11 protein-coding genes and 2 pseudogenes are annotated in these 15,699 nt (G+C 60.7%); 12 read left to right on the top strand and 1 reads right to left on the bottom strand.

Annotated features, from left to right (window positions below):
• The first annotated feature begins 427 nt into the window (after positions 1–427).
• From E5221_RS05145 to E5221_RS05110, 8 genes and pseudogenes are all read left to right on the top strand, one after another.
• Positions 428–4,636 carry an RHS repeat-associated core domain-containing protein gene (locus E5221_RS05145; RefSeq protein WP_247846950.1) on the top strand — a complete coding sequence of 1,403 codons (4,209 nt, stop codon included), beginning with the start codon at positions 428–430 and terminating at the stop codon, positions 4,634–4,636.
• Positions 4,633–5,100 (top strand): Imm26 family immunity protein, encoded by a 468-nt coding sequence (locus E5221_RS05140; protein ID WP_247846949.1) that lies wholly within the window; start codon positions 4,633–4,635, stop codon positions 5,098–5,100. Before E5221_RS05145 ends, E5221_RS05140 begins: the two co-directional genes overlap by 4 nt.
• Before the next feature lie 314 nt (positions 5,101–5,414).
• Positions 5,415–5,713: pseudogene (locus tag E5221_RS05135) on the top strand (RHS repeat protein); the annotation flags it as partial.
• 4 nt (positions 5,714–5,717) lie between these two features.
• Positions 5,718–5,843 (top strand): annotated as a pseudogene (locus tag E5221_RS05130) (dipeptide ABC transporter ATP-binding protein); the annotation flags it as partial.
• 288 nt (positions 5,844–6,131) lie between these two features.
• A complete protein-coding gene (locus tag E5221_RS05125; protein WP_247846948.1) occupies positions 6,132–6,941 on the top strand; it encodes a nuclear transport factor 2 family protein in 810 nt (269 codons plus the stop codon).
• 64 nt (positions 6,942–7,005) lie between these two features.
• Entirely contained in the window at positions 7,006–8,412 is a 1,407-nt protein-coding gene (locus E5221_RS05120; protein WP_182329083.1) for an FAD-binding oxidoreductase, read from the top strand.
• Positions 8,413–8,445: 33 nt separating this feature from the next.
• Complete coding sequence (locus E5221_RS05115; RefSeq protein WP_085691765.1) at positions 8,446–8,787, top strand: cupin domain-containing protein; 342 nt, start codon at positions 8,446–8,448, stop codon at positions 8,785–8,787.
• Positions 8,788–8,839: 52 nt separating this feature from the next.
• Positions 8,840–9,919 (top strand): polyamine ABC transporter substrate-binding protein, encoded by a 1,080-nt coding sequence (locus E5221_RS05110; RefSeq protein ID WP_247846946.1) that lies wholly within the window; start codon positions 8,840–8,842, stop codon positions 9,917–9,919.
• 137 nt (positions 9,920–10,056) lie between these two features.
• Here E5221_RS05110 and E5221_RS05105 read toward each other — a convergent pair whose 3' ends face one another.
• Entirely contained in the window at positions 10,057–11,640 is a 1,584-nt protein-coding gene (locus E5221_RS05105; protein ID WP_003257876.1) for a peptide chain release factor 3, read from the bottom strand.
• Positions 11,641–12,198: 558 nt separating this feature from the next.
• Here E5221_RS05105 and E5221_RS05100 point away from each other — a divergent pair.
• The 4 genes from E5221_RS05100 to E5221_RS05085 are packed head-to-tail and all read left to right on the top strand — an operon-like array spanning position 12,199 to position 15,644.
• Positions 12,199–12,912 (top strand): ABC transporter permease, encoded by a 714-nt coding sequence (locus tag E5221_RS05100; RefSeq protein WP_023660682.1) that lies wholly within the window; start codon positions 12,199–12,201, stop codon positions 12,910–12,912.
• Between the two features lie 13 nt (positions 12,913–12,925).
• A complete protein-coding gene (locus E5221_RS05095) occupies positions 12,926–13,840 on the top strand; it encodes a glycine betaine ABC transporter substrate-binding protein (RefSeq protein ID WP_247846944.1) in 915 nt (304 codons plus the stop codon).
• Positions 13,837–14,490: an ABC transporter permease gene (locus tag E5221_RS05090; RefSeq protein WP_003257874.1), complete on the top strand. Its 654-nt coding sequence runs from the start codon at positions 13,837–13,839 to the stop codon at positions 14,488–14,490. The genes E5221_RS05095 and E5221_RS05090 overlap by 4 nt, the downstream gene beginning before the upstream one ends.
• Entirely contained in the window at positions 14,487–15,644 is a 1,158-nt protein-coding gene (locus E5221_RS05085) for an ABC transporter ATP-binding protein (RefSeq protein ID WP_085720775.1), read from the top strand. Before E5221_RS05090 ends, E5221_RS05085 begins: the two co-directional genes overlap by 4 nt.
• Positions 15,645–15,699: the final 55 nt, after the last annotated feature.

Here is a 15,699-nt window from a genome sequence, read left to right as displayed (position 1 = left end):
GAGGCTGCCGGGGTGGTGTTGAACTGCTACGGGCTTCGGTCCCCTTCATCGAAACGCTGATAAGGAATGATGCGTTACTGAGCGGTGTGCAACTGCTCCAGCAGCTACGACTTTTCTGACAGACGCCTCTGAAGTTCAAGAAAATACAGACTTCGGGCATAAAGCCCCTCCCCGCCCTACAGCCCGGAACACTCCTGAGGCATGGCTTTATGACACTACGCCAAACCGGGCATAGCCCTTGTCGTACTTGGCTTTCGCATCGTTGACAGAGCGGCGCACGGGTCTATTTACTTGGCACCTTTCACGGAAGATTACACGGCAATTGGATTGAATATTTACCGTGCATTTCAGGGAGATGCCCATGATCATGGATCCGCTCGGCCGGGTCGCACGTTGTCCCGTATTTGGCGAACAGGAGTAACCTCTCATGTTCGAAGCGGCCAGGTTCGGCGACGAAATATCACATACCGGCGCATTGGGCGGCTTTCTGCTGGGCGCTGCCCTGGGTATCGCACTGGTGGCCACGGTGGCCATCGCCACCTTCACCTGCGGGTTAGGCGTGGCTTTGCTGGCCGGCATCGCGGCAGGTCTCGGGGGCAGCTTGCTGACCGCTGCCGGCGAGGCACTGGGCAGTCTGTTCTCATCCCCCTCAGGGACGATAACGACTGCCTCACCCAACGTGTTCATCAACAGCCGCAAGGCCGCCCGCGTCGAAAAAAGCATCGGCGCCTGCGACAAGCACCCGGGCCCGGTGCAGATCGCCGAAGGCTCGACCAATGTCTTCATCAATGGCGTCGCGGCGGCGCGCAAGGGCGACAAGCTGACCTGCGGCGCGACCATTTCCGGGGGTTCGAACAACGTCTTCATCGGCGGTGGCACTTACCGCTACCTGCCCGTGGATGACGAAGTCCCGGAGTGGCTGCGCACCACCGTGGATGTGCTGATGGCGATTGCTGGCGCAGCCAGTGGCCTTGCGAATGTGCTCAAGATGGGTACCCAGGCCGGTATGAAGGCCGCCCTACCTTGTGCCCTGAAATTCACGGCCGGCTTCATTGCTGGCGAAGTGGCCGCCCGCTACATGGTCGAGCCTGTGGCACGCAGGGTGTTGGGTGGACTGGTTGGCAACCCGGTCGACCTCACCACCGGTCGCAAACTGATCCCCGATGAAATTGACTTCAGCCTCCCGGGCTTGATGCCGATCGAGTGGTCACGTTTCTACGCCAGCGACCTTACCGTCGACAGCGTGCTCGGGCGCGGCTGGGTGCTGCCCTGGGAGCAAAGCCTGCGTCGGCGGGGCTCATTCATTTACCTCACCGACAACCAAGGCCGCAAAGTTCCGTTCGTGACCCTGCAACCGGGCGAACGGATCTACAACCCGCACGAGCAGGTGTACCTGGTCTGCACCGAGGGCGGCCACTACATCCTGCAAACGCGGGACAACCTGTTCTTCTACTTCGGCGAAGTGCCAGACACCAACAGCGAAGTGCCGCTGCAGCGCATCGAGAACGTTCTCGGTCACTTCCTGCATTTCACCCGCACGCCCGATGGTACGCTGACCGACATCAGCGCCACCGGCGGTACCCGCGTGCACCTGCACTACGACCACCCGCTGGGCCGCCTGACCGACATCAAGCGCGTGGTGAACGACCAGGCCGTCGAAACGCTCACCCAGTACCGCTACGATGAGCACGGCCAACTGAGCGCGGTGATCAACCGCAACGGCCACACCGTGCGCAGTTTCAGCTACGCCGAAGGCCTGATGGTGACTCACAGCAACGCGCTGGGCCTGGGCTGCCATTACCGCTGGGAAACCCTCGGCGGCCAGCCGCGGGTGGTCGAGCACTGGACCACCGATGGCGAACACTACCACTTCCGCTACGACCTCGATGCCCGTACCAGCTGGGCCACCGACGTGCTCGGCCGCGAGCTGGAAGTGCAGTACAACCCCGACCACCGGGTGATCGCCAGCCGCGACTACGGCGGCGAACGCTATGCCACCGAGCTGGACGACAATGGCAACATGGTCGACCTGACCTTGGCGGACGGTAGCTGCCTGCAATTCAAGTACGACGAATTCTCCCGTCTGCTCGAAGAGACCGACCCGCTGGGCCGCAAGACCACCTACGAATATCACCACCTGACCACGCTGGTGACCCAGGTCAGTTACCCGGATGGCAGCATCTGGCGGGCGCGCTACGACGCCAAGGGCAACCTGCTCGCCGAATTCGATGCCCTGGGTCAAATGACCGAATACCTGAACAGCGATGACGGCCTGCCGCACACCATCATCGACGCGACCTACAAGTCCAAGTACCTGTGGTGGAACACCCTGGCCCAGGTCGAGCGTTACCAGGATTGTTCGGGCAAGAACACCTGGTACCGCTACGACGAACGCCAGCACCTCGTCGCGGTAACCGATGCGCTGAACCAGACCACCACGCTGGAGCGCAAGCCTGACGGTGAGGTGCTGCGCATCAGTCACCCCGACGGCACGGCGGAAACTTTCACCTACAACGACCTTGGTCAGGTGCTCGACCACACCGATGGCAAAGGCCAGATCACCCGCCTGCTACGCACTTCCCGTGGTTTGCCGAGCAACCGCCGGGACCCGAAAGGAGGTGTGGTTCGTTACGAGTACGACAAGGCTTGGCGCCTGACCGGGTTGGTAAACGAGAACAACGCCACGTACCGCTTTGCCTATGACGCCTCGGATCGGCTGATTGAAGAGGTGCGGATCGATAATCTGACCCGGCGCTTCAGCTACAACGCGGGTGGCCATCTCACCCGACTGGATGAGATCGGCTATGGCGAAAATGCCGAGCGCCCGGAGCGGCATACGCTGTTCGAGCGTGACACCATTGGCCGGTTGGTCGCCAAGATCAACCGCGATGCGAGCCAGACCTTCGCGTACGACGACGGCGACCGGTTGCTGAGCATCGAGCGGCAGCCGACCGGGATCGGCAAGCAGCTAGGGATCAGCGAAGAAAAGCTAGAGTACACTTACGATTTGCTGGGCCGGCTGATCAAAGAAATCACCTCCGACGGCACGCTCGGCTACGAATACGACCCGCTCGGCAATCTGACTACGCTAACCCTGCCAGATAGTCGTAAGGTCAACTACCTGTACTACGGCAGTGGGCACCTGCACCAACTGAACCTGGACGGTCAGGTGATCAGCGACATGGAGCGTGATGACCTGCACCGTGAGGTTTACCGGACCCAGGGCAAGCTCACCAGTTGTTTCGGTTATGACGCGATGGGACGCAAGGCTTGGCAGTTTGCCTCGAGCTTGCCGGCTGACAAGCTCTCGCAGGTGCACAACACCGGTATCAATACCTCATTGCTGGTGGAGCATGCGTACAACCCGATTCACCGCCGTTACCAATACGACCCGGCAGGTGAACTGGTGCGTACGCTCGACAAGCTGCGTGGCGAGATCAAGTACGAGTACGAAGCGAACGGCCAGTTGCGCAGCCGCGATACGGGCTCGCTGGTTGGCAGCGAAGAGTTTCGTTACGACCCTGCGGGCAACCGCCTGGATTTCAATGCCCGGCAATTTGCCAAGTCCAGGGACAACCGCATCACACACTGGCGGGACCAGGAGTACCGCTACGACCCGTGGGGCAACCTGATCGAAAAATGCTCGGAATATGGCAACCGGTTGCAGCGCTTCGGTTATGACGGTGAAAACCGGCTGGTGCGGGCGGAGACATGGGTCAATGGCAAGCTGGAGAGTACCGGGCACTACCGTTATGACAGCCTGGGGCGGCGGGTGGCCAAGCTGGCTGAGATCAATGACCAGGTCGAGCAGAAGCGCTTCCTCTGGCAAGGGGTGCGGATGCTGCGCGAGGAAACGCTCGGGCAGAGCATCCTGTACCTGTATGAGCCGGGTAGCTATGCGCCGTTGGCGCGTGTTGATCAGGCGGAAGGGGAGGAGCAGAAGCTCTATTACTTCCATACGGACCAGATTGGTACGCCGCTAGAACTGACGGATAGCGATGGGAAGATCGTTTGGCAGGCAACGTATCGCTCATGGTCAACAGTAGATCAGCTCGTGGTGAATATCACTGAGCAAAATTTGCGGCTACAAGGGCAGTATTTCGATAAAGAGATTAATCTGCATTACAATACCTTTCGCTATTATGATCCGGAAGTAGGGAGATTTATTTCGCAGGATCCAATTGGATTGGACGGTAGTGATAATCTCTATAAATACGCACCTAACCCGGTCACTTGGATCGATCCTCTTGGCTGGGTTCATGAGCTAACGCCGGGGTATAGTGTTTATGGCTTGTTCGATAAGGGAGCCGATAAACCATATTATGTGGGGGTAACTGATGACCTATCACGGCGTAGAGCAGAGCATGCTGGCACTGGCAGATTAAGCCCTGGGGCGAAAATGGAGCCGCTTGACAAAAATGTTACTTATGGGGAGGCGCGCGGTTTTGAGCAGGCCTATATTGAGCACTATGAGACAAAAACCGGCGTGATAGGCGAAGAGATTTCACATAAAAACCGCGGAAATAAGATTAACTCATACGATCATGCAAATACTACGAGAGCTCCAGCTCGCCAAGCTAATTTCGAAAGTAATTTTGCCAAGAAAACTGCTGCTTTGAAAGGAGGTTGCGGATGATGTCAATTGAGATTTATGATTGGGATAAAAAATTTAAAACAAGCTTGAGAAAAATAAAAAGCGGAGATATATTTTGCTTTTTATTGGCTCCCCAGAAATATGGGGCTGGCCGCATTATTACCCAAAATAGTCTTGGTCATGTAGCTGAGATTTTTGACAAATTCCTTAGTTCTCCTGTGATTGATTTAGTATCATTTAAGCGCTTAGGTGATCCTGTCATATTGGACTCTTATTCGCTTTTTGATCGCAAAGCTGAGGGTGACTGGAGAATTGTGGCTCACGAATTAGATTATAAGCCGTCAAGTGAAGAGTCGGTGAGGTATGTATACGGTGTGGCGGATAACGTGAGGCTTGTTGATATTTTTGATAATGAGACCCCTTTGGTGGGCAGCAAGCGTGACTACCCATCATACTCCCCTATGGGGGATGAAGATGTGAAAGAGCACTTCAAATTTTATACTTGAAATCTAAGTATATTCTTTAACAACGAGTGGCTTATTCTGGTCCTGCTGGATTGAAGTAGGGCCAGCAAAAAGCGTTTAATTAGTTCTGTTGAGGACGCCCGTTCTAACTTTAAGCCCCTCAACAAGCTGTTCTTCTACTTCGATGAAGTGCCACTGCAACGCATCGAAAACGCCCTCGGCCACTTCCTGCATTTCACCCGCACGCCCGACGGTACGCTGACCGACATCAGCGCCACCGGTGGAACCCCCGTGCACCTGCACTACGACAACCCGCTGGGTCGCCTAATCGACATCAAGCGAGTGGTGAACAGGTATCCAACCGTCTGGACTTCAATGCGCGACAGTTCGACAAGGTCAAGGGCAACTGGATCAAACAGTGACGGGATCAGGAGTACCGCTACGATCCGTGGGAAACCTGATCGAGAAGCGCTCGGGGCACAGCAAGCTGCAGAACTTTAGCTATGACTGCGAGAACCGGCTTGTGCGTGCCGAGGCATTGGTCAATGGCAAGCTGGAGAGTACTGGGCACTACCGTTACGACAGCTTCGGGCGGAGAATAGCCAAGCAGGCTGAGATAAATGGCGAGTTCGAACAGAAGCGCTTTCTCTGGCAGGTTTCCGGATGGGTGTGCGTTTCACAAGCGCTGCCCGTATACGACCGAGCGGTGTGCCAAGGAGGTGCCGGCATTGCGGCAGGTGAGTACCCGGCAGGTGGCTTGTCACTATGCCGAGCAGTTTCTCTAGCCTTTAGATAGCCGGGGCTGCTTTGCAGCCCCAAGAATCTCAATGCATGAAGAACCAGATCAGGATAATCACCGGAATCGGCACCCCAATCATCCAGAGCAGTATCGAGCGCATGGCCTTTCTCCTTGTTCGATGTTGAACAGACCGGTGCACTCGCCATGCCATCCCTGTCAAAAAATCACTCTCAACCGAATCAACGGCTTACTGCCCAAGCCGCTTGAAAAAACCGTGCAATATGCCGGATCCGCCCCCTTGCAGCTGGGTGTTCTGCAATGCACTATCAGGCTCATGACCGCCACCACCCTCCCCGACGGCCCCGAGCAGACCCCGCTCACCGCCGACACCGTGCTGCGCTACCACCTGTGCTGGAAGCACCGCGACCTCGACGGCACCATGGCGCTCTACCACCCCGACATTCAGTACCACGACTTCTTCCAGAACCGCGTGCTCGGCTACCAGGAACTGCGCGACTACGTGCGCGCCTGCCTGCCCCATGAAGCTGGCGAAGATATCGTGCACAGCGATCGCATCCGCGTCGACGGCTGTACCGCGTTCATCCAGTACCAGGTCACGGTCCAGGGCGGCGATGGCCTGGTGGCGTTCCAGTCCAGCGAGGCGATTACCGTCAAGGACGGCCTGATCTGGCAGGTCAACGAATATGCCACGCTGGTCCACCGCAACGGCAGCGGCCACGCCAGCAGTGGCCCACGCCCGGCCACCAGCCGCCTGGGCCTGTCGCCGAGGCAGTTGTCGACCATGGCCCAGGACCTGGAACACTACTTCCAGCGCCAGCGCCCCTACCTGGACCCGGAACTGGACCTGCAGCAGGTGGCCGACGCCAGCGGCTACAGCCGCAATCAGATCTCCTACCTGCTCAACCAGGTGCTCGGGCAAAGCTTCTACCGCTACGTCAACCAGGCCCGCCTGCAGCACCTGATGGCCAGCCTTGATAACGACAGCATCGAGGCCACGATCGACGAGCTGGCGTTCAATGCCGGTTTCAACTCGTTGTCGGCGTTCTACAAGTGTTTTCGCGAACACACCGGGCTTACGCCCAAGGCGTACCTGAAGCAAATTTCCCTGCGTGCACGCACGTAGGACAGCCGCCCGCCGACACCACTAGGATCGCCCACAGACCTTGACGGATGTGGAGCCGAACCCGATGCAACCCTTGCGCACGCTCAGCCTGTGGATGGACCAGCTCGACGAGCCGTTGTGCGCCCGCCCGGCCCTGCGCGAGGACCTGGACGCGGATGTATGCATCATCGGCGCAGGCTACACCGGCCTGTGGACCGCCTACTACCTCAAGCGCCAGGCGCCACAGTTGAACATCGCGGTAATCGACGCCAACATCGCCGGCTTCGGCGCTTCGGGGCGCAACGGCGGCTGGCTGATGGGCAACCTGCTCGGCGAAGACCGGCTGCTGGCCACCCTGTCACCGCAACAGCGCCGCGCCAGCATCGACCTGCTGCATGGCATTCCCGATGAAGTACACCGCGTACTGCATCGCGAGAGCATCGACTGCGACTACCGCAAAGGCGGCGTGCTCTACTGCGCCGCGCGCTACCCGGAACAGGAGCGCAGCCTGCGCGCCTACCTCGACGACCTTTATCGCCAAGGCATGACCGAGGACGACTACCGCTGGCTGCGCCCCGAACAGCTTGACGCTCAGTTGCGGGTCAGCAACGCCTATGGCGCCATCTTCAGCCCGCACACCGCAACCATCCAACCCGCCAAGCTGGCGCGTGGCCTGGCCCGGGCGGTAGAAGCGCTGGGCGTACCCATCTACGAAAACACCCCAGCCATCGACTGGCAGCCGGGTGAGGTGCGCACCCCGTTGGCGCGCATCCGTTGCCAATGGACGGTACCCGCCGTGGAGGGCTATGCCGTCAGCCTGCCGCCACTGGGCAAACATCAGCTGCCGGTACAGAGCCTGTTGGTGGCCACCGAACCACTGCCGGAGGCCACCTGGCAACAGATCGGCCTGAACCAGGGCCAGGCGTTCAGCGAAAGCAGCCGCCAGGTCACCTACGGCCAGCGCACCGCCGACGACCGCCTGGTATTCGGCGCCCGTGGCGGCTACCGCTTCGGTGGCCGCCTGCGCGAAAACTTCAACCTCGACGAACAGGAAATCGAGCTGCGCCGCTACCTGTTCAGCGAGTTGTTCCCACAGTTGAAGCACGTGCGTATCACCCATTCCTGGGGCGGCAACCTGGGCATGGCACGGCGCTTCCGCCCGCACATGCTCTGCGACCATCAACGCGGCATCGCCCTAGCGGGCGGCTACGGCGGCGAAGGCGTCGGCGCCACCAACCTGGGCGGGCGCACCCTGGCCGCGCTGATCCTCAACCAGCACAACGAACTGACCGCGCAACCTTGGGTGCTCGACAACCGCCCGCTTTCAAGCCTGGCCAGCTGGCCACCCGAGCCCTGCCGATGGCTGGGCTACAACGCGATCATCCAGAGCTTCGTCCACGAGGACCGGACCCTCGCCAACCCCGCCAGTGCGCCCTGGAGGCGGCGCCTTGCCAGCAATCTTGCGGACTTCATGGAAGGCTTCATGCGCTGATTTTCCCCCTCACTGACACAGGATTTACCGGTCATGAGCATCACCCATTTCAAGAACACCGACAGCGCCGTGCTCGACAGCTCCAACCCGGTCGCGGTGCCGCTTGGCGACCCCGTTGCAGTGACTTCGGTCACCTGCGTGGAACGCAGCGACGGCGTCGAAACCGGCATCTGGGAGTGCACTCCCGGGCGCTGGCGGCGGCAGATCGTGCAGCAGGAGTTCTGCCATTTCATCAAGGGCCGCTGCACCTTCACCCCCGACGGTGGCGAGCCCCTGCTCATAGAAGCCGGAGACGCACTGATGCTACCGGCCAACAGCACTGGCACCTGGGACATCCAGGAGACCGTGCGCAAAACCTACGTCCTTATTTTCTGATCCGCTGATCGCCTGCCTTCGATAACAACACACAAAGCAAGGTAACCCCGACATGCGCACGCTCCTTCTCGCCCCCCTGATGCTGGCCGCCAGCGTGGCCGGCGCCGCCGAAACGGTGAAGATCTACAACTGGTCCAGCTACGTTGCCCCCGACACACTGAAGAACTTCCAGCAAGCCAGCGGTATCGTGCCCACCTACGACGTTTACGACAGCAACGAAACCCTCGACGGCAAGCTGATGACCGGCAACTCCGGCTACGACGTGGTGTTTCCGTCCAACCATTTCATGGCCCGGCAAATCCAGGGCAAGGCCCTCAAGCGCCTGGACAAGTCGCAATTGCCCAACTGGCACAACCTCAACCCGGTGCTGCTCAAGGCGCTCGAAGTGAACGACCCGGGTAACCAGTACGGTTTCCCATACCTGTGGGGCAGCACCGGCATCGGCTACAACATCGACAAGGTCAAGGCAGTGCTGGGCGACGATGCCCCGGTGGACTCCTGGGACCTGATCTTCAAGCCCGAGTACATGAGCAAGCTGAAAAGCTGCGGCGTCGCGGTGTTGGACAACGGCCCTGAACTGCTACCGATCGCCCTGCACTACCTGGGCCTGCCGCACCACAGCCAGGACCCGGCGGACTACGACAAGGCCAAGGCGCTGCTGATGCAGGTGCGACCGTATATCAGCTACTTCCACTCCTCGAAGTACACCGGCGACCTGGCCAATGGCGACATCTGCGTGGTGGTGGGCTTCTCGGGGGATGTGCTGCAAGCGAAGAACCGCGCCGAGGAGGCGAAGAACGGGGTGAAGGTGGGCTACTCGATACCCAGGGAAGGCGCACCGATGTGGTTCGACATGGTTGCCATACCGGCCGATGCACCGGATGAGAAGGCCGGGTATGCCTACATGAACTACCTGCTGCAGCCGGAGGTGATGGCCAACATCAGCAACCATGTGCAGTACGCCAACGGCAACCTCAAGGCGGACGGGCTGGTGGATCCGGCGATGAAGGGTAATACGATGATTTACCCGAGCGAGGAAGTAATGGGCAAGCTGTATGCGCTGGAGGCGATGCCGGCCAAGATCGACCGTATTCGCACGCGGATCTGGACCAGTATCAAGGCCGGGAATTGATTTCGGCCTTAACACGGTCCCTGTGGGAGCGGGTTCACCCGCGAATGCGATGTTGAGTTTACCGACGCATTCGCGGGTAAACCCGCTCCCACAAGGGTCAGGAGCAGGCCCTGAAAATCAGGAGCAAGCTCTCGAAATCAGTGATGCTCGCGGGTAGCGCGGAACTTGATGTCCGGCCAGCGTTCTTCCATCAGCGACAGGTTGACCCGGGTCGGCGCCAGGTAGGTCAGGTGCCCGCCACCGTCGATAGCCAGGTTCTCCATGGCCTTGTTCTGGAATTCCTCGAGCTTCTTCTTGTCGTCACAGCCGATCCAGCGGGCCGACCACACGGTGATCGGCTCGTAGGCGCACTCGACCTTGTACTCTTCCTTCAGGCGGCTGGCGACCACGTCGAACTGCAGCACACCGACTGCACCGAGGATGATGTCGTTGCTGCGCTCGGGGAAGAACACCTGGGTAGCACCTTCTTCGGCCAGCTGTTGCAGGCCTTGGCGCAGCTGCTTGGATTTCAGCGGGTCCTTCAGGCGCACGCGGCGGAACAGCTCCGGGGCGAAGTGCGGGATACCGGTGAAGCCCAGTGCCTCGCCTTCGGTGAAGGTGTCGCCGATCTGGATGGTGCCGTGGTTGTGCAGGCCGATGATGTCGCCGGCATAGGCCTCTTCCAGCTGCTCACGCTCGGAGGAGAAGAAGGTCAGCGCGTCGCCGATGCGCAGGTCCTTGTTGATCCGCACGTGGCGCATCTTCATGCCCTTCTCGTACTTGCCCGAGCAGATACGCATGAAGGCGATGCGGTCGCGGTGTTTCGGGTCCATGTTCGCCTGGATCTTGAACACGAAACCGGTGAACTTCTCTTCCACAGGCTCCACGGTGCGCTCGTGGGCAACACGGCCCAGCGGGCGCGGCGCCCAGTCGACGACGGCGTCAAGCACATGGTCGACACCGAAGTTGCCCAGCGCGGTACCGAAGAACACCGGGGTCAGCTGGCCGTTGATGAACTCTTCCTGGTTGAACTCGTGGCAGGCGCCCTGCACCAGCTCCAGCTGTTCGACGAACGAATCGTACTGGTCGCCCAGGTGGGCACGGGCTTCGTCCGAGTCCAGCTTCTGGATGATCTTGGCTTCGGTGCGCTCGTGGCCGTGGCCCGGAGTGTAGACCACGATGTAGTCACCGGTCAGGTGGTACACGCCCTTGAAGTCGCGGTAGCAACCGATCGGCCAGGTGATCGGCGCGGCCTTGATCTTCAGCACGGCTTCGATCTCGTCCAGCAGCTCGATCGGGTCGCGGATGTCGCGGTCGAGTTTGTTGATGAAGCTGACGATCGGCGTGTCGCGCAGGCGGCACACGTCCATCAGGGCGATGGTACGTGGCTCTACACCTTTACCGCCGTCGAGCACCATCAGCGCCGAGTCCACCGCGGTCAGGGTGCGGTAGGTGTCTTCCGAGAAGTCTTCGTGGCCGGGGGTGTCGAGCAGGTTGATCATGTGCTCGCGGTACGGGAACTGCATCACCGAGGTGGTGATGGAGATGCCGCGCTGCTTCTCCATTTCCATCCAGTCGGAGGTGGCGTGGCGGTCGGACTTGCGCGACTTCACGGTACCGGCGACGGCAATGGCCTTGCCCATCAGCAGCAGCTTCTCGGTGATGGTGGTCTTACCGGCGTCGGGGTGGGAAATGATTGCGAAAGTGCGGCGCTTCGCGACTTCGGCGGCCTGGTTGGTCATGGGAAATCGCCTGACTGGGGGATTAAAAAGGGGCGATATCATACCTGAAGTTGGGCCGGGACCAAAATTTGCTGAACCGGCGGTGCCTGTTCCGGCCTCTTCGCGGGTAAACCCGCCCCCACAGGTATCACACCGCCTTTGAAACCTGTGCAGGACTTGTGGGAGCGGGTTTACCCGCGAAAGCGCCCGCCCAGAGGCCACAAATTCGTCAGGCAATCGCTTTATCACGACAAATGGCCAAAGAGCAGTTATTTCAACGCCTACAGAGCACCAACCCGCTGCTTTTTCTCGTCAATTTTCCAACCAACCAGTGATTAACGCTGGCCAAATGCCGCCCCAAGTGGGAACCTTTACGCCCACGGAGACGTCCACTCCCCTGCAACCCGCTTCGGTTGGGGAGTTGTTTTCATCAGCATTTTCGGGCCCGACGGGGTTCGGCTCATGGCCTGATCGCAGCCTTCGGCGTGCGTCACGCTGCTACTCGCGAACACACCACCCGCCGCCAGGACTGGCCGGCAACCAAGAAGTGTGCTCGCCGACTACACAAGGAGTCCGCCTGTGGCAAAACGCTACGGAAAAGGGCTGTTGGGATGGGCCGCCGTGCTCGTCATCCTGGCCCTGCTGGTCCACTGGATCGGCATCGACACGATCGCGCGGTATCGCGACGATCTTGGGTTCTACCTGCAAGCGCACCTGGTACTGGTGCTGGCTTCGATGGCGGCGGCGCTGGCCGTGGGCATCCCCGCCGGCATTGCGTTAAGTCGACCGCACCGGGTCGACAAAGCCGAGCGCTTCATGCAGTTCTTCAACGTTGGTAACACCATCCCTCCCCTGGCCGTTCTGGCCATTGCCCTGAGTATCCTGGGCATCGGCGCCGGGCCCGCGATCTTCGCGCTGTTCCTCGCCTCCCTCCTACCCATCGTGCGCAATACCTACGAGGGCCTGAAAAACGTCCCCGCCTCGCTCAAGGAAGCCGCCACCGGCATCGGCATGACTCCGCGCCAGCAACTCTGGCAGGTGGAGCTGCCCAACGCCGTGCCGATCATCGTTGGCGGTGTGCGCGTGGCCCTGGCGCTGAACGTCGGCACCGCACCGCTGGCGTTCCTGATTGGCGCCAACAGCCTCGGCAGCCTGATCTTCCCCGGCATCGCCCTGAACAACCAGCCACAACTGCTGCTGGGGGCTGCCTGCACCGCACTGCTGGCGCTGGCGCTGGATGCAGCGGTGAGTTTCTCCAGCAAGCGCTGGCTGGAACGTGGCCTGGCTGGATAACGAGAGGGAACGTATGAACAAGAGAATCGCTTCATTGTTGGGCGCGGCCCTGCTGTTTGCAGGATTTGCCCAGGCAGCGGAAAAACCACTTGTCCGTATCGGCGCGCGGGTGTTCACCGAACAGACCGTACTCGCCGAAATCACCGCGCAATACCTGCGCGCCAACGGTTTTGATGTGCGCGTCACCAGCGGCCTTGGCAGCAACATCGCCCGCCAGGCCCAGGAAACCGGCCAGCTCGACCTGATGTGGGAATACACCGGCGTGTCACTGGTGTCGTATAACCATATCGACGAGCGCATGCCCAGTGCCGAGGCCACCTACGCCAAGGTCAAGGCACTGGACGCGAAGAAGGACCTGATCTGGCTGACCCCGTCGAAGTTCAGCAACACCTATGCGCTGGGCCTGCCCAAGCAGGTCGCCGAGGCTTATCCGCAGATCAACTCCATCAGCGACCTCAACCAGGTACTGCGTGACGAAAGCCACCGCAACCACCTGGTGGCGCTGGACACCGAGTTCGCCAACCGCCCGGACGGCCTGGTAGGCCTGAAAGCGATGTACGACCTGCAAGTGGGCCGCGCCAACATCCGCCAGATGGATGCCGGCCTGGTCTACACCGCCATGCACAACAACCAGGTGTTCGCCGGCCTTGTGTACACCACCGATGGTCGCCTGAACGCGTTCAACCTCAAGCTGCTGGAAGACGACAAACACTACTTCCCCGACTACACCGCCGCCCCGGTGGTGCGCAAACAGGTGCTCGACGCCAACCCGCAACTGGCCGGCCTGCTCAAGCCTCTGGCCGAGCAACTGGATGACGAAACCATGCGCCAGCTCAATGCCAAGGTCGACGTCGAACACCAGAACCCGACCACGGTGGCCGCCACCTTCCTGCGTGACCACCCAATGCCTGGCGAGGTACAACCATGAGCCTGCTCGACACGTTCGCCCACCTCGACTGGGCCCAGGTACTGCAGCTGACCTGGCAACACATCATGCTGGTCGGCGTCGCCGTGGGCCTGGCGATCATCGTCGGCGTACCGCTGGGCATCCTGATGACCCGCTTCCCGGCCGTCGCCGGCCCTTTGCAGGCCAGTGCCACGGTGTTGCTGACCATCCCCTCGATCGCCCTGTTCGGCCTGCTGCTGCCGTTCTACTCCAAGTTCGGCCAGGGCCTGGGGCCGCTGCCGGCGATCACTGCGGTGTTCCTCTACTCACTGCTGCCGATCATGCGCAACACCTACCTGGCTTTGACCAACGTCGAACCCGGCATCCGTGAAGCCGCGCGTGGCATCGGCATGACCTTCGGCCAGCGCCTGCGCATGGTCGAACTGCCCATCGCCGTGCCGGTGATCCTCGCCGGCGTGCGCACCGCCGTGGTGATGAACATCGGCGTGATGACCATCGCCGCCACCATCGGCGCCGGCGGCCTTGGCGTACTCATCCTCACCTCCATCAGCCGCAGCGACATGTCGATGCTGCTGGTCGGCGCCGTGCTGGTCAGCCTGCTGGCGATCATCGCCGACCTGCTCCTGCAAACCCTGCAACGTGCCCTGACTCCAGAAGGACTGCGCTCATGATCGAACTGAAGAACCTCAGCAAAACCTTCAACGTCAACGGCAAGGACGTCAAAGCCGTCGACTCGGTAAGCCTCACCGTCAACGAAGGGGAAATCTGCGTGTTCCTCGGCCCCTCGGGCTGCGGCAAGAGCACTACCCTGAAAATGATCAACCGCCTGATCACGCCCACTTCCGGCCAGGTGTTCATCAATGGCGAAGACACCACCGGGCTGGACGAGGTCACCCTGCGCCGGCACATCGGCTATGTCATCCAGCAGATCGGCCTGTTCCCCAACATGACCATCGAAGAGAACATCACCGTGGTGCCGCGCCTGCTCGGCTGGGACAAACAGAAGTGCCATGAACGCGCCCGCGAGCTGATGCACATGATCAAGCTGGAGCCCAAGCAGTACCTGCAACGCTACCCGCGCGAGCTGTCCGGCGGGCAGCAGCAGCGTATCGGCGTGATCCGTGCCTTGGCGGCGGAAGCGCCGGTGCTGCTGATGGACGAGCCGTTCGGCGCGGTCGACCCGATCAACCGCGAGATGATCCAGAACGAGTTCTTCGAGATGCAGCGGGCGTTGAACAAGACCGTGATCATGGTCAGCCACGACATCGACGAAGCAATCAAGCTGGGCGACAAGATCGCCATCTTCCGCGCCGGCAAGCTGTTGCAGCTGGACCACCCGGACACCCTGCTGGCGCACCCGGCGGACGAGTTCGTCAGCAACTTCGTCGGCCAGGACAGCACCCTCAAGCGCCTGCTGCTGGTACGTGCGGAAGATGCGGCAGACAACGCGCCATCGGTGTGCCCGCAAACGCCGGTGAGCGATGCGCTGGAGCTGCTGGACGAGCACGACCGCCGCTACGTGGTGGTGACCGATGCGCAGAACAAGGCGCTGGGCTACGTGCGCCGGCGTGACATGCATCGCCAGCAAGGGACTTGTGGCGACTTTCTGCGGCCGTTCAATGCCACGGCGTCGCATGATGAGCATTTGCGCATCCTGCTGTCGCGGATGTACGAGTTCAACCGGGCGTGGCTGCCGGTGCTGGATGCCGAACAGGTGTTCTTGGGCGAGGTGACGCAGGAGTCGATTGCGGCGTACCTGAGTTCGGGGCGCTCGCGGGGGGCCAAGACCAGCATTGTCTCGCCGGCCGAGGCGGTGGTTTCGTAATCGCCGGGGGCGCACTGCGTCCCCGGCAATCTCGGCTCAAAACCCAAGTAATGGA

The sequence above is a fragment of the Pseudomonas sp. A2 genome (assembly GCF_023100865.1).
In the GTDB taxonomy this organism is placed as follows: domain Bacteria; phylum Pseudomonadota; class Gammaproteobacteria; order Pseudomonadales; family Pseudomonadaceae; genus Aquipseudomonas; species Aquipseudomonas asiatica.
The sequence above is the reverse complement of the archived record's forward strand: the minus strand, read 5'-3'. Positions and strand labels throughout refer to the sequence as shown.

What these genes read in the sequence shown, in the direction of transcription:
- E5221_RS05095 (WP_247846944.1), top strand. Translation starts at nt 12,926, where the DNA reads ATGAACAAGAGAATCGCTTCATTGTTGGGCGCGGCCCTGCTGTTTGCA.
- E5221_RS05090 (WP_003257874.1), top strand. Translation starts at nt 13,837, where the DNA reads ATGAGCCTGCTCGACACGTTCGCCCACCTCGACTGGGCCCAGGTACTG.
- E5221_RS05145 (WP_247846950.1), top strand. Translation starts at nt 428, where the DNA reads ATGTTCGAAGCGGCCAGGTTCGGCGACGAAATATCACATACCGGCGCA.
- E5221_RS05125 (WP_247846948.1), top strand. Translation starts at nt 6,132, where the DNA reads ATGACCGCCACCACCCTCCCCGACGGCCCCGAGCAGACCCCGCTCACC.
- E5221_RS05115 (WP_085691765.1), top strand. Translation starts at nt 8,446, where the DNA reads ATGAGCATCACCCATTTCAAGAACACCGACAGCGCCGTGCTCGACAGC.
- E5221_RS05140 (WP_247846949.1), top strand. Translation starts at nt 4,633, where the DNA reads ATGATGTCAATTGAGATTTATGATTGGGATAAAAAATTTAAAACAAGC.
- E5221_RS05110 (WP_247846946.1), top strand. Translation starts at nt 8,840, where the DNA reads ATGCGCACGCTCCTTCTCGCCCCCCTGATGCTGGCCGCCAGCGTGGCC.
- E5221_RS05105 (WP_003257876.1), bottom strand. Translation starts at nt 11,640, where the DNA reads ATGACCAACCAGGCCGCCGAAGTCGCGAAGCGCCGCACTTTCGCAATC.
- E5221_RS05085 (WP_085720775.1), top strand. Translation starts at nt 14,487, where the DNA reads ATGATCGAACTGAAGAACCTCAGCAAAACCTTCAACGTCAACGGCAAG.
- E5221_RS05120 (WP_182329083.1), top strand. Translation starts at nt 7,006, where the DNA reads ATGCAACCCTTGCGCACGCTCAGCCTGTGGATGGACCAGCTCGACGAG.